Origin of the sequence: Streptomyces sp. NPDC001902 (genome assembly GCF_042891295.1) — a bacterium.
Lineage (GTDB): Bacteria > Actinomycetota > Actinomycetes > Streptomycetales > Streptomycetaceae > Actinacidiphila.
Genome location: NZ_JBIATA010000009.1, coordinates 144,743 through 169,825, shown reverse-complemented (window position 1 = coordinate 169,825; position 25,083 = coordinate 144,743). Strand labels below are relative to the sequence as shown.

At 72.5% G+C, this 25,083-nt stretch carries 23 protein-coding genes, 2 tRNA genes and 1 pseudogene; 8 read left to right on the top strand and 18 right to left on the bottom strand.

Annotation, left to right across the window (positions count from 1 at the left end; all coding sequences use genetic code 11):
- Positions 1-52: 52 nt before the first annotated feature.
- Genes ACFYYN_RS17515 through pgsA form a run of 3 tightly spaced genes read right to left on the bottom strand, consistent with a single transcriptional unit; the run spans position 53 to position 2,876 of the window.
- Complete coding sequence (locus tag ACFYYN_RS17515; RefSeq protein WP_500324449.1) at positions 53-1,240, bottom strand: glycosyltransferase family 4 protein; 1,188 nt, start codon at positions 1,238-1,240, stop codon at positions 53-55.
- Complete coding sequence (locus ACFYYN_RS17510) at positions 1,237-2,220, bottom strand: phosphatidylinositol mannoside acyltransferase (RefSeq protein ID WP_500546506.1); 984 nt, start codon at positions 2,218-2,220, stop codon at positions 1,237-1,239. Before ACFYYN_RS17510 ends, ACFYYN_RS17515 begins: the two co-directional genes overlap by 4 nt.
- On the bottom strand, positions 2,217-2,876 hold the full coding sequence (gene pgsA / locus ACFYYN_RS17505) for a phosphatidylinositol phosphate synthase (RefSeq protein WP_499510809.1): 660 nt from the start codon (positions 2,874-2,876) through the stop codon (positions 2,217-2,219). The genes ACFYYN_RS17510 and pgsA overlap by 4 nt, the downstream gene beginning before the upstream one ends.
- A gap of 247 nt (positions 2,877-3,123) precedes the next feature.
- On the opposite strand from pgsA, the gene ACFYYN_RS17500 reads away from it, so the two are divergent.
- Together ACFYYN_RS17500 and ACFYYN_RS17495 are read left to right on the top strand one after the other, a co-directional pair.
- Positions 3,124-5,328: an elongation factor G-like protein EF-G2 gene (locus tag ACFYYN_RS17500; RefSeq protein WP_500546504.1), complete on the top strand. Its 2,205-nt coding sequence runs from the start codon at positions 3,124-3,126 to the stop codon at positions 5,326-5,328.
- Between the two features lie 179 nt (positions 5,329-5,507).
- Positions 5,508-7,151 (top strand): AbeC-like domain-containing protein, encoded by a 1,644-nt coding sequence (locus ACFYYN_RS17495; RefSeq protein WP_500324454.1) that lies wholly within the window; start codon positions 5,508-5,510, stop codon positions 7,149-7,151.
- Positions 7,152-7,215: 64 nt separating this feature from the next.
- Here ACFYYN_RS17495 and ACFYYN_RS17490 read toward each other — a convergent pair whose 3' ends face one another.
- Positions 7,216-7,776, bottom strand: coding sequence for an HIT family protein (locus ACFYYN_RS17490; protein WP_500546503.1), 561 nt, complete (start codon positions 7,774-7,776; stop codon positions 7,216-7,218).
- 66 nt (positions 7,777-7,842) lie between these two features.
- On the opposite strand from ACFYYN_RS17490, the gene ACFYYN_RS17485 reads away from it, so the two are divergent.
- Positions 7,843-8,517 (top strand): potassium channel family protein, encoded by a 675-nt coding sequence (locus tag ACFYYN_RS17485; RefSeq protein ID WP_500546502.1) that lies wholly within the window; start codon positions 7,843-7,845, stop codon positions 8,515-8,517.
- Positions 8,518-8,554: 37 nt separating this feature from the next.
- Here the strand turns inward: ACFYYN_RS17485 and thrS are convergent, their stop codons facing one another.
- The 3 genes from thrS to ACFYYN_RS17470 form a co-directional block, all read right to left on the bottom strand.
- Entirely contained in the window at positions 8,555-10,537 is a 1,983-nt protein-coding gene (gene thrS, locus ACFYYN_RS17480) for a threonine--tRNA ligase (protein ID WP_499510814.1), read from the bottom strand.
- Positions 10,538-10,669: 132 nt separating this feature from the next.
- Positions 10,670-11,857, bottom strand: a complete 1,188-nt coding sequence (locus ACFYYN_RS17475) for a hypothetical protein (protein WP_500546501.1) — start codon at positions 11,855-11,857, stop codon at positions 10,670-10,672.
- Positions 11,857-12,423, bottom strand: a complete 567-nt coding sequence (locus ACFYYN_RS17470; RefSeq protein WP_499510816.1) for a DUF4365 domain-containing protein — start codon at positions 12,421-12,423, stop codon at positions 11,857-11,859. The genes ACFYYN_RS17475 and ACFYYN_RS17470 overlap by 1 nt, the downstream gene beginning before the upstream one ends.
- A 172-nt stretch (positions 12,424-12,595) precedes the next feature.
- Here ACFYYN_RS17470 and ACFYYN_RS17465 point away from each other — a divergent pair, with 172 nt between their 5' ends.
- Positions 12,596-13,336 (top strand): exonuclease domain-containing protein, encoded by a 741-nt coding sequence (locus tag ACFYYN_RS17465; RefSeq protein ID WP_500546500.1) that lies wholly within the window; start codon positions 12,596-12,598, stop codon positions 13,334-13,336.
- 47 nt (positions 13,337-13,383) lie between these two features.
- Here ACFYYN_RS17465 and ACFYYN_RS17460 read toward each other — a convergent pair.
- Together ACFYYN_RS17460 and ACFYYN_RS17455 are read right to left on the bottom strand one after the other, a co-directional pair.
- A tRNA-Val gene (locus ACFYYN_RS17460) sits at positions 13,384-13,455 on the bottom strand.
- Positions 13,456-13,493: 38 nt separating this feature from the next.
- The gene (locus tag ACFYYN_RS17455; protein WP_499510818.1) at positions 13,494-13,970 is read right to left on the bottom strand and encodes an SRPBCC family protein; all 477 of its coding nucleotides are present in this window, start codon (positions 13,968-13,970) and stop codon (positions 13,494-13,496) included.
- Between the two features lie 80 nt (positions 13,971-14,050).
- Here ACFYYN_RS17455 and ACFYYN_RS17450 point away from each other — a divergent pair, with 80 nt between their 5' ends.
- Positions 14,051-16,396: an SCO7613 C-terminal domain-containing membrane protein gene (locus ACFYYN_RS17450; RefSeq protein WP_500546498.1), complete on the top strand. Its 2,346-nt coding sequence runs from the start codon at positions 14,051-14,053 to the stop codon at positions 16,394-16,396.
- Positions 16,397-16,735: 339 nt separating this feature from the next.
- Here ACFYYN_RS17450 and ACFYYN_RS17445 read toward each other — a convergent pair whose 3' ends face one another.
- From ACFYYN_RS17445 to ACFYYN_RS17420, 6 genes and pseudogenes are all read right to left on the bottom strand, one after another.
- Positions 16,736-17,290, bottom strand: a complete 555-nt coding sequence (locus ACFYYN_RS17445) for a DUF624 domain-containing protein (protein ID WP_500546496.1) — start codon at positions 17,288-17,290, stop codon at positions 16,736-16,738.
- 32 nt (positions 17,291-17,322) lie between these two features.
- Positions 17,323-18,181: pseudogene (locus tag ACFYYN_RS17440) on the bottom strand (carbohydrate ABC transporter permease).
- Positions 18,178-19,137, bottom strand: coding sequence for a carbohydrate ABC transporter permease (locus tag ACFYYN_RS17435; RefSeq protein ID WP_500546560.1), 960 nt, complete (start codon positions 19,135-19,137; stop codon positions 18,178-18,180). The pseudogene ACFYYN_RS17440 and the gene ACFYYN_RS17435 overlap by 4 nt, the downstream one beginning before the upstream one ends.
- A gap of 32 nt (positions 19,138-19,169) precedes the next feature.
- Entirely contained in the window at positions 19,170-20,450 is a 1,281-nt protein-coding gene (locus ACFYYN_RS17430; RefSeq protein WP_500546495.1) for an ABC transporter substrate-binding protein, read from the bottom strand.
- Between the two features lie 223 nt (positions 20,451-20,673).
- A tRNA-Val gene (locus tag ACFYYN_RS17425) sits at positions 20,674-20,745 on the bottom strand.
- Between the two features lie 62 nt (positions 20,746-20,807).
- Positions 20,808-21,281, bottom strand: a complete 474-nt coding sequence (locus tag ACFYYN_RS17420; protein ID WP_500546493.1) for a TIGR02611 family protein — start codon at positions 21,279-21,281, stop codon at positions 20,808-20,810.
- 190 nt (positions 21,282-21,471) lie between these two features.
- On the opposite strand from ACFYYN_RS17420, the gene ACFYYN_RS17415 reads away from it, so the two are divergent.
- Positions 21,472-21,885, top strand: coding sequence for an SsgA family sporulation/cell division regulator (locus tag ACFYYN_RS17415; RefSeq protein WP_003959770.1), 414 nt, complete (start codon positions 21,472-21,474; stop codon positions 21,883-21,885).
- Positions 21,886-22,041: 156 nt separating this feature from the next.
- Positions 22,042-22,626 carry a CGNR zinc finger domain-containing protein gene (locus ACFYYN_RS17410; protein WP_499510824.1) on the top strand — a complete coding sequence of 195 codons (585 nt, stop codon included), beginning with the start codon at positions 22,042-22,044 and terminating at the stop codon, positions 22,624-22,626.
- On the opposite strand, the gene ACFYYN_RS17405 is transcribed toward ACFYYN_RS17410, so the two are convergent.
- Both ACFYYN_RS17405 and ACFYYN_RS17400 read right to left on the bottom strand, forming a co-directional pair.
- A complete protein-coding gene (locus ACFYYN_RS17405; protein WP_499510825.1) occupies positions 22,605-22,739 on the bottom strand; it encodes a hypothetical protein in 135 nt (44 codons plus the stop codon). The two genes, ACFYYN_RS17410 and ACFYYN_RS17405, sit on opposite strands and share 22 nt — an antisense overlap.
- 143 nt (positions 22,740-22,882) lie before the next feature.
- Complete coding sequence (locus tag ACFYYN_RS17400; protein ID WP_500546492.1) at positions 22,883-23,329, bottom strand: hypothetical protein; 447 nt, start codon at positions 23,327-23,329, stop codon at positions 22,883-22,885.
- Between the two features lie 126 nt (positions 23,330-23,455).
- Here ACFYYN_RS17400 and ACFYYN_RS17395 point away from each other — a divergent pair, with 126 nt between their 5' ends.
- Positions 23,456-23,962, top strand: a complete 507-nt coding sequence (locus tag ACFYYN_RS17395) for a DsbA family protein (RefSeq protein WP_500436444.1) — start codon at positions 23,456-23,458, stop codon at positions 23,960-23,962.
- Between the two features lie 272 nt (positions 23,963-24,234).
- Here the strand turns inward: ACFYYN_RS17395 and ACFYYN_RS17390 are convergent, their stop codons facing one another.
- Positions 24,235-25,077, bottom strand: coding sequence for a GNAT family N-acetyltransferase (locus ACFYYN_RS17390; RefSeq protein WP_500546491.1), 843 nt, complete (start codon positions 25,075-25,077; stop codon positions 24,235-24,237).
- Between the last annotated feature and the right edge of the window lie 6 nt (positions 25,078-25,083).

The window sequence follows — 25,083 nt, the reverse complement described above, 5'->3', positions numbered from 1 at the left end:
TTCGGTCGCGGGTGGCGGTCGCGGATGGCGGCGGCGGGTGGCGGTTCCGGGGTCAGTCGCGGGCGAAGCCCAAGCGGGCCCGCAGGCCCACCCGCTCATCGGCGGCGACCGCCACGGCGCCGGCGGTGACGGTCTCGTACACCGCGAGGATGTCGGCGGCCACGACCGACCAGTCGAAGCGCCGGACGTGCCGGGAGCCCAGCTCGCGCAGCTGCGCACGCCGCTCGGCGTCGCCCAGGAGCCGTACGGCGGAGGCGGCCAGCGCGTCCGGGTCCTCGTTGGGGAAGAGCTCGCCGGCCGCGCCCCCGTCGAGCACCTGGCGGAAGGCGTCCAGGTCGCTGGCGAGCACCGGCGCCCCGGCCGACATGGCCTCGACCAGGATGATGCCGAAGCTCTCGCCGCCGGTGTTGGGCGCCACGTACAGGTCGACGCTGCGCAGCAGCCGCGCCTTGTCCTCGTCGCTGACCATGCCGAGGAACTCGACCCGGTCGCGCATCTCCTTGGGCAGGCCCTCCACGGCCTCGGCCTCGTCGCCGCGCCCGGCGACCAGCAGCCGGGTGCCCGGCTGCTGGGCGAGGATCTTCGGCAGGGCCTTCATCAGCACGGGCAGGCCCTTGCGGGGCTCGTCGATCCGCCCGATGAAGCCGATGGTCCTCCCCCTGTCTTCGCCGGGGGGACCTCCGCCCTGCCACTCCGTCTTGGGCTCGGCGTCGGCGAAGAAGCCCACGTCGACGCCGTTCGGGATGACCACGGCGTCCCCGCCCAGGTGCTCGACCAGGGTGCGCCGGGCGTACTCGCTGACCGCGATGCGGGCGCTGATCTTCTCCAGCGCCGCCTGCAGGATCGGGTAGGCGGCGATCATCGCCCGGGAGCGCGGGTTGGAGGTGTGGAAGGTGGCCACGATCGGCCCCTGCGCGGCCCAGCAGGTCAGCAGGCCGAGGGAGGGCGAGGAGGGCTCGTGGACGTGGATGACGTCGAAGGCGCCCTCGTGGAGCCAGCGGCGCACCCGCGCGGCCGACAGGAAGCCGAAGTTCAGCCGCGCGACCGAGCCGTTGTACGGCACGGGCACGGCACGGCCGGAGGAGGTGACGTACGGCGGCAGCGGGGTGTCGTCGTCGGCCGGCGCCAGGACGGAGACCTCGTGGCCGAGCGCGATGAGGTGCTCGGCGAGGTCGCGGATGTGGAACTGGACGCCGCCTGGGACGTCCCACGAGTACGGGCTGACGATCCCGATCCTCAAGGCTTCTCCGTTCCGGAGCGGTCGGTGGGGTCGCCGGACACCGGGGAGGACGCCGCGCCGCGCCCTGCCGGTTGCCCGGCGGGCGCGTCCGCCCGCGGTTCGAGGTCGGCGAGCCACAGCCGCTGCAGCATGTGCCAGTCCTCGGGGTGCGCGGCGATGCCGGCGGCGAAGACGTCCGCCAGGCGCTGCGTCATGACGGCGGTCCGCTCCGCCCGCGTGCCGTCCTCAGGCACCTCGATCGGTGCGTGGACCTGGCCCTGGAGGTTGGGCGAGTCGTCGTACCACAAGGTGACCGGCAGCAGCAGCGCCCCGGTCTGCTGGGCGAGGAGCGCGGGGCCCGCGGGCATGCGCGTGGCCTCGCCGAAGAAGTCCACCTCGACGCCGGAGGAGGACAGGTCGCGGTCGGCGACCAGGCACACCAGGCCGCCGCCGCGAAGCCGCCGGGCCAGCGCGCCGAAGGCGGCGCCGCCGGTGTGCGGCAGCACCTCCATGCCCAGGCCCTCGCGGTAGGCGACGAAGCGGTCGTACAGGCTCTCGGGCTTGAGCCGCTCGGCGACGGTGGCAAAGGGCACCCCGAGCCGGGTGGTGACCCAGGCGCCCGCGAGGTCCCAGTTGGCCATGTGCGGCAGGGCGAGGACGACGCCGCGGCCGGAGGCCAGGCCGTCCTCGAGGTGGTGCAGGTCCTTGCAGTCGAACGCGGAGCGGATGCGTTCCTTGCTCCAGGCCGGCAGCCGGAAGGACTCCATCCAGTAGCGCAGGTACGAGCGCATGCCGGCCTTCGACAGCTCCCGCAGCCGCGCCTCGTCGGCGTCGGGCACAACCCTGGCCAGGTTGGACTCCAGGCGCTGCACGCCCTTGCCGCGGCGGCTCCAGGCCAGGTCGGCGACGGACCGGCCGAGCCGCGCCGCGGCGGGTTCCGGCAGCCGTTTGACCGCACCCCAGCCCAGTCCGTACAGCGCGTCGGTCAGCCCGTCCTTCACGCCCGCCCGCTCCCTTCGTGCGCCGCCGCGTCGGCCTCGAAGGCCTCGCGGCGCACGGTGATCACCCGCTGCACCAGCGTCACCAGGCTGCCGACGGCCACGATCCACAGGGCGATCGGCAGCAGCCACTGGATGCCGGGGACGCCGAACTTGTGGAGCCCCGCGAAGCCGCAGGCCACCAGTGAGATCACCAGTCGCTCGGCCCGTTCGACCAGGCCGTTGACCGCGACCGGCAGTCCGATGCTCTCACCGCGCGCCTTGGTGTACGAGACCACCTGGCCGCTGGCGAGGCAGAAGATCGTCACCGCGCACAGCACGAGGTCGTCCCCGCCCCCGGCGTACCAGAGCGCCAGCCCGCCGAAGATGGCCGCGTCGGCCACCCGGTCCAGGGTGGAGTCCAGGAAGGCGCCCCAGCGGCTGGAGACGCCCGCCTGGCGGGCCATGTTGCCGTCCACGAGGTCCGAGAAGACGAACAGGGTGATGACGACCGTGCCCCAGAAGAACTCGCCCCTGGGGTAGAAGACCAGCGCTCCTGCGACCACGCCTCCCGTGCCGATCAGCGTGACCGTGTCCGGGCTGACGCCCCGGCGGAGCAGAAACGCGGCGAACGGTGTGAGGACACGCGTGAAGAAAGCACGCGCGTACTTGTTCAGCATGGCCTTCCCGGAGGTTCGTGGGGTGCACCGGCACGACCCCGTCGGCCGTCCGGCTGGCCCATCGTAGCCAGGCGCGTTCCGCGGCAGGTCCGTGGCTCCCGTCCTACCGCGGCACGTACGACGTATGGACGCACCGTGACGGGCGTGGGAAGGTCGAATTACCGCGGGCGTCACTGCAGACCGCCCTGGGCGGGTGGTCTCCCGTGGCGCCAGTCCCCATGCCGTGACGGACCGGGAGGCGAGGCACATGGGCGACAGGAGAGACGCAGGTCCGGGAGCCGCCGGAAGGGCATTGGCGGCCGGCCGGCCCGAGGATGTACGCAACGTGGTGCTGGTCGGCCACAGTGGCTCCGGGAAGACGACGCTGGTCGAGGCGCTCGCCCTGGCGACAGGGGCGGTGAACCGCGCCGGGCACGTGTCCGACGGCGGGACCGTCTCCGACCACGACGAGATCGAACACCGTCAGCAACGCTCGGTACAGCTCTCGCTGGTACCGGTGGAGTGGGACGGAATCAAGATCAATCTGCTGGACACCCCCGGGTACGCCGACTTCGTGGGGGAACTCAGGGCCGGTCTGCGGGCAGCGGACGCGGCCCTCTTCGTCGTCTCGGCGGCCGACGGCGTCGACGGCGCCACCCGGATGGTCTGGGAGGAGTGCGCGGCGGTCGGCATGCCGCGTGCGGTCGTCGTCACGCACCTGGAGGCGGCACGGGCCGACTTCGAGGAGATGACCGAGACGTGTCGTGAGGCCTTCGGGGGCGACTCACCCGACTCGGTGCTGCCGCTGTACCTCCCGCTCCACGGGGAGGAGACCGCGGACGGCCACACACCCGTGACCGGGCTCATCGGCCTGCTGTCGCAGCGGGTCTACGACTACTCCTCCGGCAAGCGCGAGGAGCGCCCGCCGGACGAGGCGCAGCTGCCCGCGATGGACGACGCGCGCGCCCGGCTGATCGAGGGGATCATCGCCGAGAGCGAGGACGAGACCCTCATGGACCGCTACCTGGGCGGCGAGGAGCTCGACCTCAAAACGCTGGTCCAGGACCTGGAGCGTGCCGTGGCGCGCGGCTCCTTCCACCCCGTGCTGGCCGCCGCGCCGGCCGCGGAGGGCTGCAAGCAGGGCATCGGCACCGTGGAACTGCTGGAACTGGTCACCGGCGGCTTCCCGACGCCGCTGGAACGTGAGGTCCCCCAGGTCAGCACGCCCCAGGGGACGGCGCACGCGCAGCTCACCTGCGATCCGGACGGACCGCTGGCCGCCGAGGTCGTGAAGACCTCCTCCGACCCGTACGTGGGGCGGATCAGCCTCGTGCGGGTGTTCTCCGGCACCCTGCGCCCCGACGAGACCGTCCACGTCTCCGGCCACGGCCTGGAGGACCGCGGCCACGAGGACCACGACGTCGACGAGCGCGTCGGCGCCCTGTCCTCGCCCTTCGGCAAACAGCAGCGGACGGTGCCGCACTGCGTGGCCGGCGACCTGGCCTGCGTCGCCAAGCTGACCCGCGCGGAGACCGGCGACACGCTCTCCGCCAAGGACGACCCGCTGCTCATGGAGCCCTGGCTGATGCCGGACCCCCTGCTGCCGGTCGCGATCCAGGCGCACAGCAAGGCCGACGAGGACAAGCTCTCCGTCGGCCTGTCCCGGCTCGTCGCCGAGGACCCCACGATGCGGCTGGAGCAGAACCCCGACACCCGGCAGGTCGTGCTGTGGTGCCTGGGCGAGGCCCACATGGACGTGGCGCTGGAGCGGCTGCGCACGCGCTACGGCGTGCAGGTCGACGCCGTGCCGCACAAGGTGGCGCTCCGCGAGACCTTCGGCGAGAAGTCGACGGCGCGCGGACGGCACGTCAAGCAGTCCGGCGGGCACGGCCAGTACGCCATCTGCGACATCGAGGTCGAACCGCTGCCGGTCGGCTCCGGCATCCAGTTCGTCGACAAGGTCGTCGGAGGCGCGGTACCGCGGCAGTTCATCCCCTCGGTGGAGAAGGGCGTCCGCGCCCAGGCCGCCAAGGGCGTGGCCCTCGGCTTCCCGGTCGAGGACATCCGCATCACCCTGGTCGACGGCAAGGCGCACTCGGTGGACTCCTCCGACGCCGCCTTCCAGACCGCGGGCGCGCTCGCCCTGCGCGAGGCGGCCACGCAGTGCCGCATCCACCTGCTGGAACCGGTCAGTGAGATCCGCGTCATGGTGCCGGACGAGTACGTCGGGCCGGTGATGAGCGACCTGTCCGGGCGCCGCGGACGGGTGCTGGGCACCGAACCGGTCGGCCTGGGACGCACCTTGGTGCGGGCCGAGGTACCGGAGATCGAAATCGGGCGCTACGCGGTCGACCTGCGGTCGCTGTCGCACGGCACCGGACGGTACGGCCGCAACTACGCCCGGCACGAGCCGATGCCGCCCCAGCTGGCGCAGAAGCTGAGGGAGCAGCACGCCCAGGAGTCCGGCAAGTAACCCCCGTACGGGGGACGTTGGCGGCCCGGCGGAACGATCTTCTTCCGCCGGGCCGATGACGCACGTCACACCCCCCGTATACGCTGGGTGGGCGGCCTCGCAGGTGTGCCGGTGCCGCGACCGGGGAAAGGGCCGTGCGGGTTCACGTCCGCACGGGCGGGGACCAGAAGGGGGCGGCAGTGACCGACGGTTTCGACTTCCTGAGCCCGGGCGCGCAGATACCGCTGAGCGGTGTCGACGGGCAGACGGGGGCCACCCAGGCCCTCGCGTCGGCCGCGTACCGCGACAGTCCCATGGATGCCCTCGCCACGGCCGACGCGGGCAAGTCGTCGGTCAAGGAGGCGAAGGTCAAGCTGCTGCAGGCGAACCTGGGCGAGGCCTTCGCCCGCGCCGTGCAGAACCGGATGCTGGGCGCCTCCCGCAACGAGCTGGTGCAGTCCTTCGGCGCGGAGCCGCAGACCGTCGTCGAGCACTGCCTGGCCGCCAACCGGATCCGCCAGGAGCGCGACAACAAGCTGACGGCCGTGATGGTCGTGTTCGGCCTGCTGTTCCTGCCCGGGATGCTGGTCTGGCTGGGCGCCTTCCAACTGCGGGCCCTCGTACGGAGGTCCGAGGGCTCCCGGGCAGGGCTGCTCGGCTCGGTGGTGCTGCTCGTGGTCGGCTTCTTCGCCGTCCTCTTCGTCGTCAACCCGCCGCTCACCGGCTTCTGGTCGCAGTACCTGAGGGTGATGATGGTGGCCCCGGTCCTCGGCTGGTTCTGGGCGAAGCGGCTCTGCGAGCAGACCGCCAAGGACCTGCGCGAACGCTGGGCGGGGCTGGTCTCGGGCAGCGGCGTCGGCGCGAAGATCCCCGAGGCCGTGCCGCGCAACCCCAACCAGACCCGGGCCGAGAAGCTGCGCCAGAGCCTGGCCAAGCTCTCCGCCGAGCAGCAGAGCAACGTGGTCTTCTACCAAGGCCCCAAGGGCGTGCTCGGCATGGGCGCCCGGTGGGGCGCCTGGCACATGGCCGAGGAACTGACGCCCCGCGAAGGGCTGAGCGAGATCCACCCCTTCCGCAGCTGGGACGTCATCAAGGTGATCCACGGCAAGTTGCGCGGCCTGCAGCGCGGCCCGCTGCACACCGGTGGTTTCCCCAAGCCGCTGATACAGCACTGGGTCGTCTCCCACGTCGGCGAGGGCGCCAAGAAGATCACCCGGCCCACCGGCTCCGACGTCGACGGCTACACCGTCCGCGACTTCGAGATCCAGCGGATCTGCAACGAGCAGCAGTTCGACAAGGGCAACCGGCACTACCTGGGTCTGCAGTTCGTGGTCTGGGACGGTCAGCTGGTGATCACCATGATGGTCACCGTGACCGTGCTGGCGAGCACCCTGCGGATCGAGGTGACCGGGCACGCGCTCGGACCGGTGCACTCCCTGTTCACCACGGCACCGGAGGCCAAGGAGAAGGAGATAGCCCACCCGGTCAAGTTCTGGGAGACGAAGAAGGTGCAGCTGCCGCTCGTGACGAGCGACGAGGTGGTGCGGCTGGCCGCCCGGGCCCCCCTGACCCGTTTCCCCCAGGTGCTCGACCACCTCGGCGGCAAGATCGTCCTGCCCGAGCCCTTCGGTCTGCGGCACAGCTGGGCCTCACAGCCCTGGAACCACCGTTTCATGGCCGACGACGCCCTGCGCGCCGCCACCCCCGTGCTGCGGGCGGTGCACTCCGCGGCCATCACCGTCATGGAGGAGAACGGGGTGGACGTCTCGAAGTTCAACAACCGCTCGGGCATATTGAGCAACATGGTGCAGGACGCCTCGCCCAGCGAGGCCGACGTCTACTGACGGGCCCGGGGGCGGACGGCTCGCGCGCCGCCCGGCCCCGGCCCGGTCGGCGGGACGGACCGGGTCAGCCGGCCGGCCAGGCGTCGGCGAGCATCTTGCGGGTGTCGGCGAGGAGCTGCGGCAGCACCTTGGTGTGGCCGACCACCGGCATGAAGTTGGTGTCGCCGCCCCAGCGCGGCACCACGTGCTGGTGCAGGTGCGCGGCGATCCCGGCGCCCGCCACGGTGCCCTGGTTCATGCCGATGTTGAAGCCGTGCGCGCCCGAGGCCGAGCGCAGCGCGACCATGGCGCGCTTGGTGAACTCGGCGAGCTCGATGGTCTCCGGCCCGTCGAGGTCGGTGTAGTCCGCGACGTGACGGTAGGGCACCACCATCAGGTGGCCGCCGTTGTACGGGTAGAGGTTGAGGACCGCGTAGACGACGTCGCCGCGCGCGATGACGAGCCCGTCCTCGTCGCTCATCTCCGGAATCGCACAGAAGGGGCAGCCGTCGCCGGCCCCTGGGCCGGTCGGCTTGTTCTCGCCCTGGATGTACGCCATGCGGTGCGGCGTCCACAGGCGCTGGAACGCGTCCTGCGTCCCGACTCCGTTCTGCAGTTCCGGCTCACTCGTCATGCCTTGCAGCATATGGCGTCGTCCCGGCCCTGCGTGTCGCCGGGGGCGCTCCCGCGTGCGGGGCACGATGCTGGCCCCATGCCCATGGATGACGAGCGGCGGCTGCGGGAGTGGGAGCGTCGGGGCAGTGTGCCGCTGTCCCTCGCGTCCCTGGTGTTCCTCGTCACGTACGCGGTGCGCGTGCTCGTCCCGGACCTGCCGCCCGAATGGTCCGATCTGCTGCTGACGGTCACCGTCGTGACCTGGGGACTCTTCGTGCTGGACTACCTGGTCCGGGTGGCCGTCGCGCCGCACCGCTGGAGTTACGTCCGCCGGCGCTGGCTCGACCTGGTCGTGGTGGTCCTGCCGCTGCTGCGCCCGCTGCGTCTGCTGCAGATCTACGGGAGGGTCCAGGACCTGCACAAGCAGCCGCGGTTCTCCCTGGAGGCCCGGGTGATGGGGTACGCGGGGCTCAGCGCGCTGCTCCTCGGCTTCGCGGCGAGCCTGCAGGTGTACGCGGACGAGCACGACGCGCCCGGCGCGCAGATCCGCACCTACGGCCAGTCGGTGTGGTGGCTGTGCTCCACGATCACCACGACCGGCTACGGCGACCTCGTGCCGGTGACGGTGCGCGGACGGGTGATCGCGGTGGGGGTGATGTTCCTGGGCGTCGTCCTGATCGGCGCGGTCGTCGGTTCGTTCTCGGCCTGGCTCACCCAGAGCTTCCGCCGTGCCGACGAGCGGCCGGACGCGGGCGGGCCCCCGGAGGGCTGACCTCCGGGGGCCCGTCGCCGTGCGTCGTGCCGGCGGCTCAGACCTGGACCCGGTCCTCGACGGCCTTGGCGATCTCGGCGATCGCCTCGTCGCGCGGGATGCCGTTCTTCTGCGAGCCGTCCCGGTAGCGGAAGGAGACCGAGCCCGCCGCCATGTCCTCGTCGCCGACGATGACCATGAACGGCACCTTGCTGCGCTGCGCGTTGCGGATCTTCTTCTGCATCCGGTCGGCGGAGGCGTCCACCTCGACGCGCAGGCCCTTCCTCTTCGCCTCGGCGGCGAACTCCTGCAGGTAGGACACGTGCGCGTCGCCGATCGGGATGCCGACCGCCTGGACGGGGGCCAGCCATGCCGGGAAGGCGCCCGCGTAGTGCTCGAGCAGCACCGCGAAGAAGCGCTCGATGGAACCGAAGAGCGCACGGTGGATCATGACCGGGCGCTGCTTGGTGCCGTCCGCGGCCGTGTACTCCAGGTCGAAGCGCTCGGGCAGGTTGAAGTCGAGCTGCACGGTCGACATCTGCCAGGTGCGGCCGATGGCGTCCTTGGCCTGGACGGAGATCTTCGGACCGTAGAACGCGGCGCCGCCCGGGTCGGGGACGAGCGGGAGGCCCTGCTTCTCGGCCACCTGCCGCAGCGTCTCGGTGGCCTCCTCCCAGATCTCGTCGGAGCCGACGAACTTCTCCGGGTCCTTGGTCGACAGCTCCAGGTAGAAGTCGGTCAGGCCGTAGTCGCGCAGCAGGTTGAGGACGAAGGTGAGCGTCTTGTCGAGCTCGTCCGCCATCTGCTCCTTGGTGCAGTAGATGTGCGCGTCGTCCTGGGTGAAGCCGCGGGCCCGGGTGAGGCCGTGCACGACACCCGACTTCTCGTACCGGTACACGGTGCCGAACTCGAACAGGCGCAGCGGCAGTTCACGGTACGAGCGGCCGCGCGCGTCGAAGATCAGGTTGTGCATCGGGCAGTTCATGGGCTTGAGGTAGTAGTCCACGCCCTCGTCGAGCTGCATGGGCGGGTACATGCCGTCGGCGTACCAGTCCAGGTGGCCCGAGGTCTCGAAGAGCTTCCCCTTGGTGGCGTGCGGGGTGTAGACGAACTCGTACCCCTCCTCCTCGTGCCGGCGGCGCGAGTAGTCCTCCATGACCCGGCGGACGATGCCGCCCTTGGGGTGGAAGACCGCCAGGCCCGAGCCGATCTGCTCCGGGATGGAGAACAGGTCGAGCTCGGAGCCGAGCTTGCGGTGGTCGCGCTTCTCGGCCTCGACGAGGAAGTCCAGGTACTCCTTGAGCTCGTCCTTGGAGGGCCAGGCGGTGCCGTAGATGCGCTGCAGCTGCTTGTTCTTCTCGCTGCCGCGCCAGTAGGCGGCGGCCGAGCGCATCAGCTTGAACGCCGGGACGAACCTGGTGCTGGGCAGGTGCGGACCGCGGCAGAGGTCCTTCCAGCACAGCTCGCCGGTCTTGGCGTCCAGGTTGTCGTAGATGGTCAGCTCGCCGGCGCCGACCTCGGCGGAGGCGCCCTCGGCGGCCTCGGCTGCGGAGCCCTTGAGGCCGATCAGCTCCAGCTTGTAGGGCTCGTCGGCGAGTTCCTCGCGGGCCGCGTCGTCGCCGACGGCACGGCGGGAGAAGCGCTGGCCGCGCTTGACGATCTCCTGCATCTTCTTCTCGATGCGCTTGAGGTCGTCGGGGTGGAAAGGCTTCTCGACGTCGAAGTCGTAGTAGAAACCGTCCTTGATCGGCGGGCCGATGCCGAGCTTGGCCTCCGGGAAGAGCTCCTGCACGGCCTGCGCCATCACGTGCGCGGTGGAGTGGCGCAGGATGTTGAGGCCGTCCTCGCTGGCGATCCCGACGGGCTCGACCTCGTCGCCGTCGGCGACCTCGTAGGCGAGGTCCTTCAGCTGGCCCCCGACCCGCGCGGCGACGACGGTGCGGTCGCCGTCGAAGAGCTCGGCGGCCGTCGTGCCCGTCGTGACCAGCCGCTCTTCCTGCTCATCGGAATCGCGTTTGATGATCACACGGACGTCTGACACCGGTCTCTCCTGACGTATGTCCCACTGGGTCCGGCAGCGGAAAGCTGCACCGGTGAATCCTACCGAGCCGGGCGGGTGCCCCGCGAAGCGATGGCCCCGGCGTCGGGGGCCCCCGCCCGGTGCGCCCCCCGGTCAGCCGCCGAAGGAGTCCTCGAAGGTGTCGACGCCGCCGTGCAGGGCCTTCATCAGCCGGTCGCGGTCGGACTCGTCGACGTGGACGGGGGTCAGCGCCGACGGGTGGGTGAGGTGGCGGAAGCCGGTACGCCGTTCCAGCCGCCCGGACAGCCGGACCGGCAGCCCGACCAGGTGCGCCTGGGCCGCGATGCGGTACCCCTCCTCGGGGAGGCGGATGCGTACGTGGCGGACGTCCGCACCGGCCAGGACGCGCAGCCGGATGCTGCCGCCCCCGGAGGGGCGCGGCCGGCGCAGCCGGGTGACGGTGCCGGTGACGCGCACGTCGACCGAGGGTTCCTCGCGCACGTAACGCTCACTGGCGGCCTCCAGCGCGGGGAGGTCGCCAGGGGAGAACTCGACCGGCTCCGGCACCCTGGCGAACCCCACGGGCGGCCCGGCCGCCGGGGCCCAGGCGAGGGTGACCACCACGCCCTCGGTGCCGCGCACCATCCGGATCAGGGAGTCGGCCAGTTCGTGGCAGACGCCGAGGCCCACCGCCGCGTCGAAGGCCTCCATGCCGCCGGTGGTCCGCTGGTAGTCCACGGCGTCCCGGGCCGCCTGCAGCGCGCGCAGCAGCGTGGTCACGGTGCGGCGGCCCTCGGGAACCGGCGCGTACGCGGTGAGCTGGTGCCCCGGCGCGGCACCGACCAGCACCTGCTCCAGGAAGGCGTTGGCGTGCCCGGTGTGGCGCGCGCCGAAGTAGCCGAAGCGGTCCCGCTCGGCGCGGGCGGCGGACATGAGCATGGCGCGGGCGGCCGCGCGCAGCTGCTCCGCCGCCGTCCACGGCACGGCCGCGCCGGCGGCCGGCGGCAGCTCTTGGTGCCAATGGATCTCGTCGCCGGGGACGGCGAGCGCGGTCAGCACCTCGCGCGCCGAGGGCTCGCCGCAGCGGGCGAGGGCGTCGAGGGCCTCGCCCAGCAGCTCGGCGTGGTCGGCGTAGCGGGCGCCCGCGGTACGCCGCTCGGGCACCAGGAGGCTGGTCCGGGCGGCGGACTCCGGCTCGCCCGGGGGCGTCCAGCGTGTGTAGCGGCCCGGGGCGCCGCCACGCCGCCGCCAGCCGTGGCGGACGAGCAGCGCGACGAGGACGCCGGGGTCGACCCGCTCGGGGTCGGGCGGGACGAGTGCGTCGTCTGCCGTCCGGCTCATCAGGGCCTCCCTCCCGCCCCGACCCGCGTCATGATCTCGCACAGGGCCCGGTCGTCGAAGATCCGCGCGGTGGGTATCCGCACGGTCGTCTTGCGCTTGCCGGTCGCGGCGTGACCGGCGAGGTTCGTCCAGTAGCAGCAGTGCCGCAGCTCCAGCCGGTCGTGGCCGGCACGCAGCCACTCCTCCTGGGTGCGCGGCACGAGCATCACCACGAGGATCTTGTGCACCGAGACCGGGGTCCGGGCCAGCTTCACCAGGTGCTCGTTCTCCAGGGTGAAGCCGAAGGTCGGACCGGGAGGCCGCGGGGCGACCTGGTAGGTGCACTTGAGCTGCACCTTGATCGTGACCTCGTCGTCCACACCGTGGCCGTGCGAACTGTGGCTTATGTGCCAGTCGATGCCGTTGTCCGGGAAGGGCTGGGCGAGCGAACAACCAGCGGCCGCCGCCACCGCGTGCAGATATCCCACTTGGAGGGTTTCCATGCAGCTGGTGGTGGCGAGTCCGCCGCGCAGCGGTGCGTTCGGTTCGGACAGCAGCCCACCCGGGCCGGGCTGCTCGAGCGCCATCGCTCTCCGTGCCTTTCCGGGCGCGGGAATCCTAGTGATCCCCGTTGCCCTCTTCATCCCCACCAGCGACAAGTCGCAAACCGTTGCGGTTCGGTGACGTGCGGTCACGGGTACGTACCGTAAGGGCGGCCGCCGGCCGCCCGCATCCTGCGATCCGCACGGGAGGTGCGCCATGCCGCACTGGTACGACGGCCCGCTGGCCGCCTTCGACACCGAGACCACGGGGGTCGACGTGGAACACGACCGGGTGGTCTCGGCCGCGTTGGTGATCGAGGACGCCCCCGGCATACCGGCCAGGACGACCCGCTGGCTGGTGGACCCGGGGGTCCCGGTGCCCGAAGGGGCCCGCGCGGTGCACGGGCTGGACGACGACTACCTCCGGGCGAACGGACGCCGTCCCGGCCCGGTGATGGAGGAACTGGCACGCGCGCTGGCCGACCAGGCCGCGGCCGGCGTGCCGCTCGTGGTGATGAACGCACCCTTCGACCTGACGCTGCTCGACCGGGAGTTGAAGCGCCACCGCGGCATGGCGCTCGACGCCTACCTGGTCCGCGGCCCGCTGCGGGTCCTCGACCCCCGGGTCCTGGACAAGCACCTCGACCGCTACCGCAAGGGCCGCCGCACCCTCACCGACCTGTGCGCGCACTACGGCGTGGTGCTGACCGACGCCCATGACGCCGCGGCGGACGCCCTCGCCGCGCTCGCGCTCGTACGGGTGCTGGGCCACCGCTTCGCCACACGGATCGGCGGGGTGCCGCCCGCCGAACTCCACGCCCGCCAGGCCCTCTGGCACGCCGGCCAGGCCCGCGGGCTGCAGGCGTGGTTCGCCCGCAGCGGCACGGACGACCGGGTCGACCCGGCCTGGCCGCTGCGGCCGACACCCGCGCGGGCCCCCGAGGAACCGGCGGCCTAGGCACACGCCGAAGGGCCGGTCCGTGATGGACCGGCCCTTCGTGACGGTGGGCGATACTGGGATCGAACCAGTGACCCCTTCGGTGTGAACGAAGTGCTCTCCCGCTGAGCTAATCGCCCGGGACGACCTGAACAATACAGGGCGCGGGCGGCTGCGTTCAAACGGCTTCCCGGCCCGGTGCCCCCTCCGCGCGCAGCCGGGCGGACAGGCCCCGCCGCCCCTGCCGCATCATCAGCGCGTGGTTCGCACGGAACAGCGGCCGGCACGGGACGGCCAGCCGCCGCATCAGCGGCTTGTTGACGATCACGTCCTCCTCGAAGAGCAGCCGGGTGCCGCCGCCCGCCCCGTCCGCGCCGACCGTCCAGCGCACCCACCCCTCCAGGTCCCCGTACATCGCCACCTCCAGCACCCCCGCGCGCGGGTCGCGGCGGGTCTGGTGCGCGGTGACGAACAGGTCGTACGGCAGGACCGAGCGGAAGCGCAGGGTGCCGGCGGTCTCGCCGGTCTGCCGCACCTCGCGGACCTGGGGCCACCAGACCGGGTACTCGTGCGGGCGCTCCAGGAGGCCGTACACGGCCTCGGGCGGGGCGGCGATCCGCCACAGGCTGCGGAAGCGGTAGCGGCTCCAGTCCATGGAGCCAGTGTGCGTACTCAGCGCGGATCTGAGTACCGGCGCGCATGCCCGCGCACGTGGGCCGCGCCACACTCCGAGCCATGGAGACGATGCCCCCGCCGCACGACCGCTGTCCCGCGTGCGGCACCTACCTGCCCGCGACGGCGCCGCCCGCGTGCCCGCGCTGCGCGCTGCCCCTGGTCGGGCCGGTCGCCGAGGAACTGCGCGAGACCGACCGCGCCCTCCTGCGGCTGGACGCCGAACGCGGCCGCCTCATCGCACGCCGCGGGCAGTTGCTGGCGCAGCTGCGGCCGCCGTACCCGCCGGCGCCGTGGGGCACGCCGTGGGGTGCCCCGCCGCGCCGCGAGACGTCGCCCCACGCGGTGCAGAACCTGCTGCTCGCCCTGGGCGGTATGCTGCTGGCGGTCGCCGCGATCGCGTTCACCGTCATCAGCTGGGGCCACCTCGGCATCGGCGGACGTGCCGCCGTCCTGGGCGCGCTGACCCTCGCGGCGACGGGCGTGCCCGTACTGCTGCTGCGCCGCACGCTGACCGCCACGGCCGAGGTCGTCGCCTGCCTCGGCCTCGTCCTGCTGCTGCTCGACGCGTACGCGCTGCACCGCGTGGCGTTCCCCGGCGCCGACGGGCTGCGCTTCGCGGCGGTGTCCCTGGCCGTCGTCGCCGCGCTCTGGGCCGGGTACGGGAAGGCGCTCGGGCGGCTCGTGCTGCCGGTGCCCTTCGCCGTGGTGATCGGTCAACTCCCCCTGGCGCTGTGGGCGTCGGCCGCGGAGTCGGCGTACGGGCTCGCGGCCGCCCTGCTCGTCACGGCCGCGCTGGACGCGGCGGTCGCCCTCCTCACCGGCGGGCGCGGGACGCGGATCACCGCCGCCGTCGCCGGGACGGCCGTCGGTCTGGGCACGCTGCTCACCGCGGGCGGGCTCTCCGTCTCGGCCGACGACGGCGGAGCGGCACTGCGCGCGGGCGTACTGCTGCTGGGCGCCGCCGCGGTGGCGCTCACCGTCGCACTGCGGCCCGCGGCGCCCCCCACCGTGTCGGGGATCCTGTCCGGGGTCGCGGCGCTCGCGGTCGTGGGCGCGGCCGGCGGGATCCTCCGGTCGGACGTGCCCGGCGAGTGGATCGTGCCGGGGTACCTGGCGTGCGCGGCGGTCGTGCTCGGCGCGGCGGCCCGCGCCGTCCCGGCCCGCCTCCGCACGGTGGCCGCCGGTCTCGCGGCCGGCGCCGCCGCGGTGCACGCCCTCGCCCTGCTGTGGGCGCTGCCCTCGCTGATCGTGGGCGTGGTCGCGCCCGACGCGTGGGAGGGGCCGTACGGCGCGGTCGCCGTGTCCGGCCTGCTCGCGGCGGAACTGGCCACGGCGGCGCGGCTGCACCGCGCCACCCCGTACGGCCCGCTCGCCGCCTCCGGCGCCCTGGTCGCGGCCGTGGTCGCCGTGTGCGTGCCCGGCCCGCTGCCCGTACGGCTCGTCGTCGTGGCCGCGCTGCTCGCGCTGTCGGCCCGGGCGCTCACCTGGACCGCCCTGGTGGGCGCCTGCGGGCTCGCCGTGACGGCCGTCGCGTGGGCCCACCCGGAGCGCACGACGACGCTCACCGTGCTCGCCCTGCTGCTGGCCTGCTTCGGCGCGCTGTGCGTCGTGGCCCCGCGCACCCGCGTGGTGAGCGCCGCCGCGGGGGTCGCCTGCGCGGCGGGCCTCGCCTGGACCGGACTGCCCGCCCACGCGGCCGCGTTCACCCTCCTCGCGATCGCCGCGGCCGCCCAGGCCGCCGCCCTCCGCGCCCCCGGACGCCCCTTCGAGCACCCCGGCCACGCCGCGGCCCTCCTCGCGATCGGCCTCGTCGCCGACGACCCCGCACTCCTCGCCCTGGCCCTCGCCCTCGCAGGTGTCCTCGCCGCGGCCGTCGCGGCGCTGCAGGCCGACCGGCGGTGGCTCGGCTACGTCGCGACCTGCCTGATGATCGCGGCGAGTTGGGTACGCCTCGCGGCGTCCGACGTCCACGTCCCGGAGGCGTACACCCTCCCCGTCACGGTCGCCGCCCTGGCCGTCGGAGCCCTGCGGCGACGCCGCGACCCCGCGTCCTCGTCCTGGGCCGCCTACGCCCCCGGGCTCTGCGCGACCCTCCTGCCCAGCCTCGCCGCCGCCTGGGGCGACCCGGGCTGGGTCCGCCCCCTGACCCTGGGCGCGGCCTCGCTCGCCGTGATGCTCCTCGGTGCCCGCCACCGGTTGGCGGCACCGCTCCTGCTGGGGGCGGGCGTGCTCGCGCTCGACGCGCTGCACGAACTGGCCCCCTACATCGCCCAGGCCCTCGGCGCGGTCCCCCGCTGGGTGCCGCTCGCCCTGGCGGGCGTCCTCCTGCTCGGGGTCGGGGCGACGTACGAGCGCCGTCTGCGCGACGTCCGGCGCGTGCGGAACGCACTGGGGCGCCTCCGCTAGCGGTGCCGGGTGCGTTCTGTGGGGCCCGGTGATTGTGTGCGGCTTTGTTTGCGCCTGCGGCGGGCGTCCCCCGCCCGCCCTCCCTCCCCCCGGCCGAAGGCTGGGGGGAGACGAGCGGCGAACCCGGCGCCGAATACTGCAGGGACAAACCGCGAGCGCTGAGGGGGTCCCCCCGGCCGAAGGCTGGGGGAGTGCGCCGGCGCGGCCCCGACCCAGGCACACGATGCGAGACCCGCACTGACCGCGCCGGGCAATCGGGCGGGCGGCGGGGAAACCGCCCGCCGCAGGCGCAAACAACCCGCACACAACAACGGGCCGCAAGAGGCACCCCACCCGCCATCACAACGCACCAGCAGAGGAACGGCGTTCCACCGCCACCGCCGCCCCCGCCACGCACCCCAACGCCACCGCCCCCAGCGGCAAAAGCATCCACGCGGCCACCCCGACCACCACCACCCCGCCCACAAGAAGCAGCGTCCCCCCGGGGTCGCCCACGACGCGCCGCACCGCACGGCCGGCCGCACCCCGGCCGCTCTCCCCGGGCCGCCAGACCGCAGCCGCGCGAATCCCCGTCACCACGAGGACGACCGCGGCCAGGACACCGGCACACGTGAACGCTCCCCCAGCGGGCATCCCGGAACGGGCCACCGCCAGGTCGAGCCCGAGCAGCGCGAGCCCGCCCCACCACAGCAGCGTGCAGCGCCACCCGGCGCGGGTCGCGGCCGCGGTCTCCGCCATGAAGTCGCGCCACGTGGACCGCTCTCCGTCCAGGTGCCGCCGCAGGTGCCCGCAGGCGGCGGCGAACGCGGGCAGCGCGGTGACCAGCGGCAGCGCGGCAGCCACCAGCCACACCCCGGTCAGCAGGCACTCGGCGAACAGCGCGAACCGACCCACAGCAGTACGGGCACCGCCGAACGCCATCGGCCTCAGCCCTTCAGTCCGGACGTGGCTGCTCCCTCGACCAGGTGGCGCTGGAAGGCCAGGAAGAAGAGGAGCACGGGCAGGAGGGCGACCAGCGACATGGCGACCATGCCGCCGTAGTCGGCCACGCTGTCCTGGTCGATGAACATCTTCAGCCCGAGCGAGACCGTGTACTTGTCGGGCTCGTTCAGGTACAGCAGGGGCCCGATGAAGTCGTTCCAGGACCAGATGAACGTGAAGATGGCGCTCGTGATGAGGGCGGGCCGGCACAAAGGGAGCACGATGCTCCAATAGATGCGCAGATGTCCGCAGCCGTCGAGGCGCGCGGCCTCGTCCAATTCCCGCGGGAGATTGCGCATGAATTGCACCATGAGAAAGACGAAGAACGCGTCCGCGGCGAGGTATTTCCCGAGCAGCAACGGAACGTAAGTGTTGATCAGGCCGAGTTTCTGGAAGAGCACGTACTGCGGGATGATGAGCACCTGGAAGGTGCAGCAGCAGCGTCGAGATCATGACCGCGAAGAGCAGGTTGCGCCCGGCGAAGCGGATCCTGGCGAAGGCGTAGGCCGCCAGCGAGCAGGAGGTGAGTACGCCCACCACCGAACCGACGGCCAGGACGAGCGAGTTGGTGAAGAAGGTGGAGACGGGGATGTCGGCGATGCCGCGGGTCAGCCGCCGGTAGTTGTCGGCGATGGGGCGGCCGGGCAGCAGTTCCAGGCTGCCGACGATCTCGTCGCCGGGCTTGAGCGAGGCGCCGACCAGCCACACCACCGGGTAGAGGATCACCACGAGCAGGGCGAGGGCGCCGGCGTGCCAGGCGAGGGTGCGTGCCGTGCGGCGGCGGGCCGTGCCGGCGGGGGTCATCGGGCGTCCGTCCCGTCCTCGTAGTGGACCCAGTCGCGCTGGGTGCGGAACAGCAGCGCGGTCAGCAGGCCGATGCCCAGCATCAGCATCCAGGCCATGGCGGACGCGTAGCCCATGCGCAGGTTGCGGAAGCCCTGTTCGTACAGGTACCAGGTGTAGACGAGCAGGGAGTCGGCCGGGCCGCCGGCCCCGCCGCCGCTGCCCCCGAGGACCACTGCCGAGGTGAAGACCTGGAAGGAGTGGATGAGTTCGAGCAGCAGGTTGAAGAAGAGCACCGGTGAGATCAGGGGCAGGGTGATGGAGCGGAACCGCCGCCAGGCCCCGGCCCCGTCGACCTCCGCCGCCTCGTACAGCTCCCGCGGCACCTGTTTCAGCCCCGCCAGGAAGATCACCATCGGGGCGCCGAACTGCCAGACGGTCAGGGTGACGAGGGTGGGCAGCGACCAGTCGGGGTCGCCGACCCAGCCGCCGACGTCCCAGCCGGCGAGGTGCAGCGCGCGGTCCACGACGGCGTCGTCCTGGAAGACCGAGCGCCACACGATGCCGATGCTGACGCTCGCCCCGATCAGCGACGGGGTGTAGAAGGCGGAGCGGTAGAAGCCCTGGCCCCGACGGGGCCTGACCAGCAGCAGTGCCACGGCGAGGGCGGCGGCGAGCTTGAGCGGGGTGCCGACCAGTACGTACTCCAGCGTCACCCGCACCGAGTGCCACCAGCGGTCGTCGGCGAACATGTCGCGGAAGTTCCTCAGCCCGGTCCACTTCGGGGAGTCGAAGAGGTTGTAGTCGGTGAAGGCCAGGTAGAGCGAGACGAGCATCGGGCCCAGTGTCAGCAGCAGGACGCCGACGCACCACGGGGTCAGGAACAGGTAGCCGGCCAGGGTCTCCCGGCGTCCCCGCCGCCGGCCTTCCGGGGGCCGGTCCTGCGGGGTGCGGCGCCGCTCGGCGACATCCGGCACGGCGGTCTGGGTGCGCGTCACGGGATGTCCCCTCAGGAGCCGAGCGCGGTCTTCGCCTCGCCGAAGAACTGTGTGACGGCGTCGTCGACCGAGGTCTTGCCCAGGGCGACGTCGCCGTAGATCCGCAGGAAGGCCGCCTCCGCGACGTCTGCGCCCGCCGGGTGCGGGGTGATCGGCTCGATGACCCCGGTCACGGACTTCTCGTACGCGGCGATCTGCGCGTCGACGCCGGTCGGCCGGTACGCGTCGAACTGGGCGTTCGTGGGCAGGACGCCGCGGTTGTAGCCCATGATCTTCCCGACCTCGGGGTCGTGGACCATGAAGTCGATGAACTCCGCGACCTCCTCGGGGTGCCGGGTGCGGGCCGATCCGCTGAGCATCAGCGAGGAGATGTACTGGCCGGTCCTGGTGCCGTCGGTGGTCGGGACCGGGGCCAGGGCGAGCTTGGTGCCGGTCTCGGCGGCGTAGCGGACGATGAAGTTGTCCCAGGTGAACTCGGCGGCGGAAAGGTCGCCGCTGACCGAGGACTTGGGCTTGATCTGCTCGCTCTTCTTGGCCGGGACCAGGTCGCCCGCCTTGTTGTCGGCGTAGTGGTCGCCCCACCACTGCCTGAGGTCGGTCTCGGTGAACCCGAGCTCGTTGTCGGCGGTGAAGAACGCCTTGCCGTTCTGGCGCAGGTAGAGGTCGTACAGGTACATGACCCCGCCGTTGTCGCTGGCGCCGTAGAGGTCGCCCTCGGCTGCGCTGATCTTGTGGACGGCGGCGTCGAACTCGTCCCACGTCCAGCCGGCGGCGGGGGTGACGCCGACGCGCTCGAAGGCCTCGGGGTTATAGACCAGGGCGAAGGTGTTGCCGCCGACGGGGACGCCGAGCAGCTTGCCGTCGACCTCGCCGGCCTTCTCCAGGCCGGCCCGGAAGTCGTCCATGCTGAGGTTGCCGGCCTTGACCTGGGTGTTCAGGTCGAGCAGCAGGTCCTTCTCACCGTACTTGCGCAGGAAGGCGACGGAGTTCTGGAAGACGTCGGGGGCGTTGCCGCCGGCGGCCTGGGTGGTGAACTTGCTCCAGAAGTCGGCGTACTCGGCGAAGTCGGTCTTGACCTTGATGTGCGGGTGGTCCTTCTCGAAGAGCGCGATCGTCTTCCGGATCAGCTCGGCGCGGTCCTGGGCGCCCCACCACGAGTAGCGGATGGTCACGGTCCCGCCGTCCGGGTCGCCGCCGCCCCCGCAGCCGGCCGCCAGCAGCGCCAGCGCGGCGACCGCGGCCTTGGCGGCCCTGAGGCCCCACGGCCCGCGCACACTCCGTCGAACGCCCACGACAAGCCCCCTTCGGGCAGACGCCACCCCGCGTCCCGCGGAGGGCCTGAAACGATTAAGGCAAGCGCTTGCCGAGAAACCGTAGGGAGACCCTGCCGAGGCGTCAATGGGTAAGGCGCAGAATGACGGAAAGCGCTTCCCGTACTCACTGGTACGGCACCACCGCCGGATACGACGACGAGGGCCCGGAAGCCGCTCTCGGCTTCCGGGCCCTCGGTCCGGGTGGGCGATACTGGGATCGAACCAGTGACCCCTTCGGTGTGAACGAAGTGCTCTCCCGCTGAGCTAATCGCCCCGGTGCGGGAACAACATTACCGCATGTCAGCGGGTGCCCCGACCATCGCGGACGGTGCGCCCTCAGTGCAGGTCGGCCTTCCACGGCATCACGAAGCCGAACCGCCAGAGGTAGTACCCCAGGAGGACGCCGATGATCACCAGCCCGATGGCGGTCAGCGTCAGGTTCCGCCGCCGCACCTTCGGGTCGAGCGCCTTCTGTGCCGCCTCGGTCACCTTCCGCTTCGTCCAGCGCAGCACCAGCTGGGCCCAGACGAACTCGGTCGCCCAGACGGCCATGCCGGCGAAGATCACCACCCAGCCGGGTCCCGGCAGCGGGAGCAGGACCACGCCCGTCCCGACGATCGCCAGACCCACCAGGAAGACCCCGACCTGCCAGCTCACGTGCAGCGCGCGGGAGCGCCGGATGAAACGTGGCGCCCTCGACCCCAGCGGGCGCTCGGAGCCCTCGGGCTCCACGTCCCCGCCGTCCCCGTTGTCGACGGTCGCGGGATCCATGGCCACGGCCACCTCCCGCCCGTCACTCTCCGCAGTCATGCTCCCAAACTTACCCGAAGCCACTTCGTCACCGGAATGGCTCGCCGGGGAGGAAAAGAACTCGGCCGGACGAGGTACCGGAACCCTCACAAACCCGTCAGAGGGGTTTACAACGTCCCCGCAGGTGGCATGTCGATTTCGCCGACGTGCGAATCCCCGAGCGCACACTGAGCGAAAGGCCCTGGCGCTTATGAACACCACGGTCAGCTGCGAGCTGCACCTGCGCCTCGTTGTGTCGAGCGAATCGTCACTGCCCGTACCCGCGGGCTTGCGGTACGACACGGCCGATCCCTACGCCGTGCACGCCACCTTCCACACCGGTGCCGAGGAGACAGTCGAATGGGTCTTCGCCCGCGACCTGCTCGCCGAAGGTCTGCACCGGCCCACCGGCACCGGCGACGTCCGGGTCTGGCCGTCCCGCAGTCACGGCCAGGGCGTCGTGTGCATCGCCCTCAGCTCTCCGGAGGGGGAGGCGCTGCTCGAGGCCCCGGCGCGGGCCCTGGAGTCGTTCCTCAAGCGGACCGACGCCGCGGTGCCCCCCGGCACCGAACACCGTCATTTCGACCTGGACACCGAGCTCTCGCACATCCTCGCCGAGAGCTGAGTCCACCGACCGTCCGTCGCCGTACGCATCTCGGGGGTACGGCGCGGACCCGACCTGCCGGAGCCGTCGTCGGGGAGCAGCACGCTCCACGACGACGGCTCTCGCGCTAAAGTCACCGGAACGCCCGACCCACCAGGCCAGGGAGAGAGCGATTCCGTGCTGATCAACCATGACACCAGGTGCGCACTCGACTGCGTGGTGGATCTCATCAACACCACACCGGAGAGTGACGGCCGCGAGGGTCTGGCCGACCTCGCGGCGCTGCGCGCCTTCGTGGAGCGCAACGAGATCAGCGACGTGGGATCGCTCGACGAGGACGACCTCGTCGCGGTGCGCGCCGTACGGCAGCTCTTCGCCCAGGTCTTCTCCGCGCCCGCCACGCCCGAGGCCGCGGCGCTGGTCAACTCGCTCGTCGCCGAGGCCGGCACCACGCCCCGGCTGACCGACCACGACGGCTACGACTGGCACGTCCACTACTTCGCCCCGGGCGCCTCCCTCGCCGACCACCTGGCCGCCGACTGCGGGATGGCCCTGGCCTTCCTCCTCGTCGCCGGGGAGCGGGAACGGCTGCGCCGCTGCGACGCCCCGGACTGCCGGCGCGCCTTCGTCGACCTGTCACGCAACCGCTCACGCCGCTACTGCGACAGCCGCACCTGCGGCAACCGGCTCCACGTCGCCGCGTACCGGGCGCGCCGCCGCGAGGCCGTCGCCGTGCCGGCTCAGAACGGCCAGAGGTCGTAGAGCCCGCCGAAGGCGAGCAGACTGCCGATCACGGTCAGGAACAGCATGAGCGGCGGCTGGGAAAGCGCGAACAGGCAGCCGCGGGGCTCGTCGTCGTCTGCTTGGGCTTCCATGGCCTTACGGTGTGCTCGGAGGGACGCGAACTCGCACAACCGTACGCCCCCGGACACACCAAATCCCGCTCAGGGGGCGGTAGTTGAGGTCCGCCAGGGCGATGATGACGTAACCCCGCCCCCCCCTGCCACCAACACGCCGCTCAGATCCCCCTGCGCTTGAGGATCTCCTCGATCTCACCGAATTCGGCCAGGTCGGGATCGGTCTTCGCCGCCTTCGGGACCGGTTTCTTCCCCTGCGCCAGAGCCGGCGCCCCCGCGCCCGACGCGACCTCCCGGCGCGGGCTCGCCTCCGCGACGCCCTTGCGGCGCCCCGATACCCGAGCGAGGAAGTACAGCACGACCGACAGGGCGAGCACGGCGAAGCCCGCCCACACCGACGGCTTGAACACCAGGTCCGCCGCCCAGTCGGCGACGGCCCGGACGACGGTCCCGGCCAGCGACACCAGTCCCGTCATGTACAGGCCGACGGGCAGCAGCGCCACCGCCGCGATCATCGTCGCCCTGCGGAACCTGCGCCGGTAGGCGGTGAGCAGGGCGATCGCCAGGCCCGCCGCGGACAGCGCGACACACACGGTCGAGGTCAGCATGCGGAGCTCCTCCGAAATGGTCTGCTCGCTCCATCGTGCACCCGTCCCCCACCTGCGGGCCACGGCCCGGCGGCAACCTCAGGGTGATCTCCGGGACGGCTCCTCCCCCGGTGGGAGACTGGCCCCATGAACGAAGCGACTCCCCGCACCGTCGTCCTCGAGTACTGGTGCGAACTCCAGTGCCCCGACTGCGCCACCGCCCTCACCGACCTGCACGCCCTGCGCGAGCGGTACGGCGACGCCCTGGAGATCCAGCTGCGGCACTTCCCCCTGGAGAAGCACAAGCACGCCTACGCCGCCGCCCAGGCCGCGGAGGAGGCCTTCGCCCAGGGCCGCGGCTGGGAGTACGCGGAGGCGGTCCTCGCCCGCACGGACGAGCTGGGCGAGCGCGGCGAGGCACTGCTGGTCGAGATCGCGGCGGACCTGGGCCTCGACGCGGAAGAGGTCGACACGGCGCTCGTCGACGGGCGGCACCTCCTCGTCGTCGACGCCGACCAGGCCGAGGGCAAGGCCATCGGCGTCACCGGCACCCCCACCTACGTCATCTCCGGCGAACGCCTCGACGGCGGCACGTCCCAGGACGGCCTCCGCACCCGCATCGAGTCCCTCGCGGACGCCGCCCTGGGCCGGTAACCGGCATCCCGGCGTGTGCACGCCGGTGGTGGGGTGTGCCAACCCTCCGCCAGCCGTCGGCCGGGAGGCCCCTCATGCCTTGCGGAACGACTTCCCACAACCCCCACCCCCTCCGGCCGTCAGTCGCGCACACGACCGGAGGGGGTGTGGCGGGGTGCGCCCATGGGGGTCCCCCCGGCCGAAGGCTGGGGGGAGGGAGGGCGGGGGACGCCCCGCCGCAGGCGCAGACAACCCGCACACAGCAACCGGCCGCAACCCCCACCCCCGGGCACTCAGAGAAGCGGCTTCGCCAGATGCACCTCCGTCACCCCGTACCCCAGCGCCCCGTAGAGCCCCTCCGCCGCCTCGTTCCCGGCGAAGACGTTGAGCCCGATCCACCGCAGCCCCGCCGCCAGGCACTCCCGCTCCGCGGCGAGCATGAGCGTGCGCCCGTGACCCCGGCCCCGGTGCCCCTCGGCGACGTGGACGTCGAAGACGAACCCCGTGGCCTCGTCCCTGTGCCCCAGCCACAGCTCCCCCACCACCTGCCCGGCCTCCCCGGCTCCGCCGACCTCCAGCACCCTCAGCACGGCGCCGGGCGTCCCGAGCCCCTCGGGGAGGGCGGCCAGGTCGTCCGCCTCGGCCTTGGCGCGGGCCTGCGCCTCGGGCACGCCGCGCCGCGTCCAGGACCGGACGTACTCGTCCCGCCTGCGGGCCGCCCACGCCGGGTACTCCGCCTCCGTCATGGGCCGCACGACGCTGCCGTCGGGCAGCGCGGGCGGCGCGTCGGGCAGCGCCTTGAGCATGTTCCGGTTGCGGACGACGTACCCCAGCACGCCCGCGAGCCGGAGCGCGGCCGCGTCCTCCGTCCGCACCGAGACCTCGATGCGGCGGCAGCCCCATCCCCGCAGGACCTCCTCCGCGGCGAGGGCCGCGACCGTGCCGCGGCCGCGGCGCTGCTGGTCGTGGTCGATCCGCAGTGCGGCGATGCGCCCGACCTCGGGCCCGAACCGGGCGTCGGTGCACAGGGTGGTCTCCCCCACCGGGCGCCCGTTGACACAGACGTGGAAGCGGCGGGCGCGTACTCCGCCGCGCCAGCGCTGTTCGGGCTCGGCCGGGCGCAGGGTGGTGGTCATGGTGTG

Excerpts from the sequence above, each read along its gene's own strand:
- pgsA (WP_499510809.1), bottom strand. The coding sequence starts at position 2,876 with ATGCTGAACAAGTACGCGCGTGCTTTCTTCACGCGTGTCCTCACACCG.
- ACFYYN_RS17500 (WP_500546504.1), top strand. The coding sequence starts at position 3,124 with ATGGGCGACAGGAGAGACGCAGGTCCGGGAGCCGCCGGAAGGGCATTG.
- ACFYYN_RS17490 (WP_500546503.1), bottom strand. The coding sequence starts at position 7,776 with ATGCTGCAAGGCATGACGAGTGAGCCGGAACTGCAGAACGGAGTCGGG.
- ACFYYN_RS17485 (WP_500546502.1), top strand. The coding sequence starts at position 7,843 with ATGCCCATGGATGACGAGCGGCGGCTGCGGGAGTGGGAGCGTCGGGGC.
- ACFYYN_RS17475 (WP_500546501.1), bottom strand. The coding sequence starts at position 11,857 with ATGAGCCGGACGGCAGACGACGCACTCGTCCCGCCCGACCCCGAGCGG.
- ACFYYN_RS17470 (WP_499510816.1), bottom strand. The coding sequence starts at position 12,423 with ATGGCGCTCGAGCAGCCCGGCCCGGGTGGGCTGCTGTCCGAACCGAAC.
- ACFYYN_RS17465 (WP_500546500.1), top strand. The coding sequence starts at position 12,596 with ATGCCGCACTGGTACGACGGCCCGCTGGCCGCCTTCGACACCGAGACC.
- ACFYYN_RS17455 (WP_499510818.1), bottom strand. The coding sequence starts at position 13,970 with ATGGACTGGAGCCGCTACCGCTTCCGCAGCCTGTGGCGGATCGCCGCC.
- ACFYYN_RS17450 (WP_500546498.1), top strand. The coding sequence starts at position 14,051 with ATGGAGACGATGCCCCCGCCGCACGACCGCTGTCCCGCGTGCGGCACC.
- ACFYYN_RS17420 (WP_500546493.1), bottom strand. The coding sequence starts at position 21,281 with ATGACTGCGGAGAGTGACGGGCGGGAGGTGGCCGTGGCCATGGATCCC.
- ACFYYN_RS17415 (WP_003959770.1), top strand. The coding sequence starts at position 21,472 with ATGAACACCACGGTCAGCTGCGAGCTGCACCTGCGCCTCGTTGTGTCG.
- ACFYYN_RS17405 (WP_499510825.1), bottom strand. The coding sequence starts at position 22,739 with ATGGAAGCCCAAGCAGACGACGACGAGCCCCGCGGCTGCCTGTTCGCG.
- ACFYYN_RS17400 (WP_500546492.1), bottom strand. The coding sequence starts at position 23,329 with ATGCTGACCTCGACCGTGTGTGTCGCGCTGTCCGCGGCGGGCCTGGCG.
- ACFYYN_RS17395 (WP_500436444.1), top strand. The coding sequence starts at position 23,456 with ATGAACGAAGCGACTCCCCGCACCGTCGTCCTCGAGTACTGGTGCGAA.
- ACFYYN_RS17390 (WP_500546491.1), bottom strand. The coding sequence starts at position 25,077 with ATGACCACCACCCTGCGCCCGGCCGAGCCCGAACAGCGCTGGCGCGGC.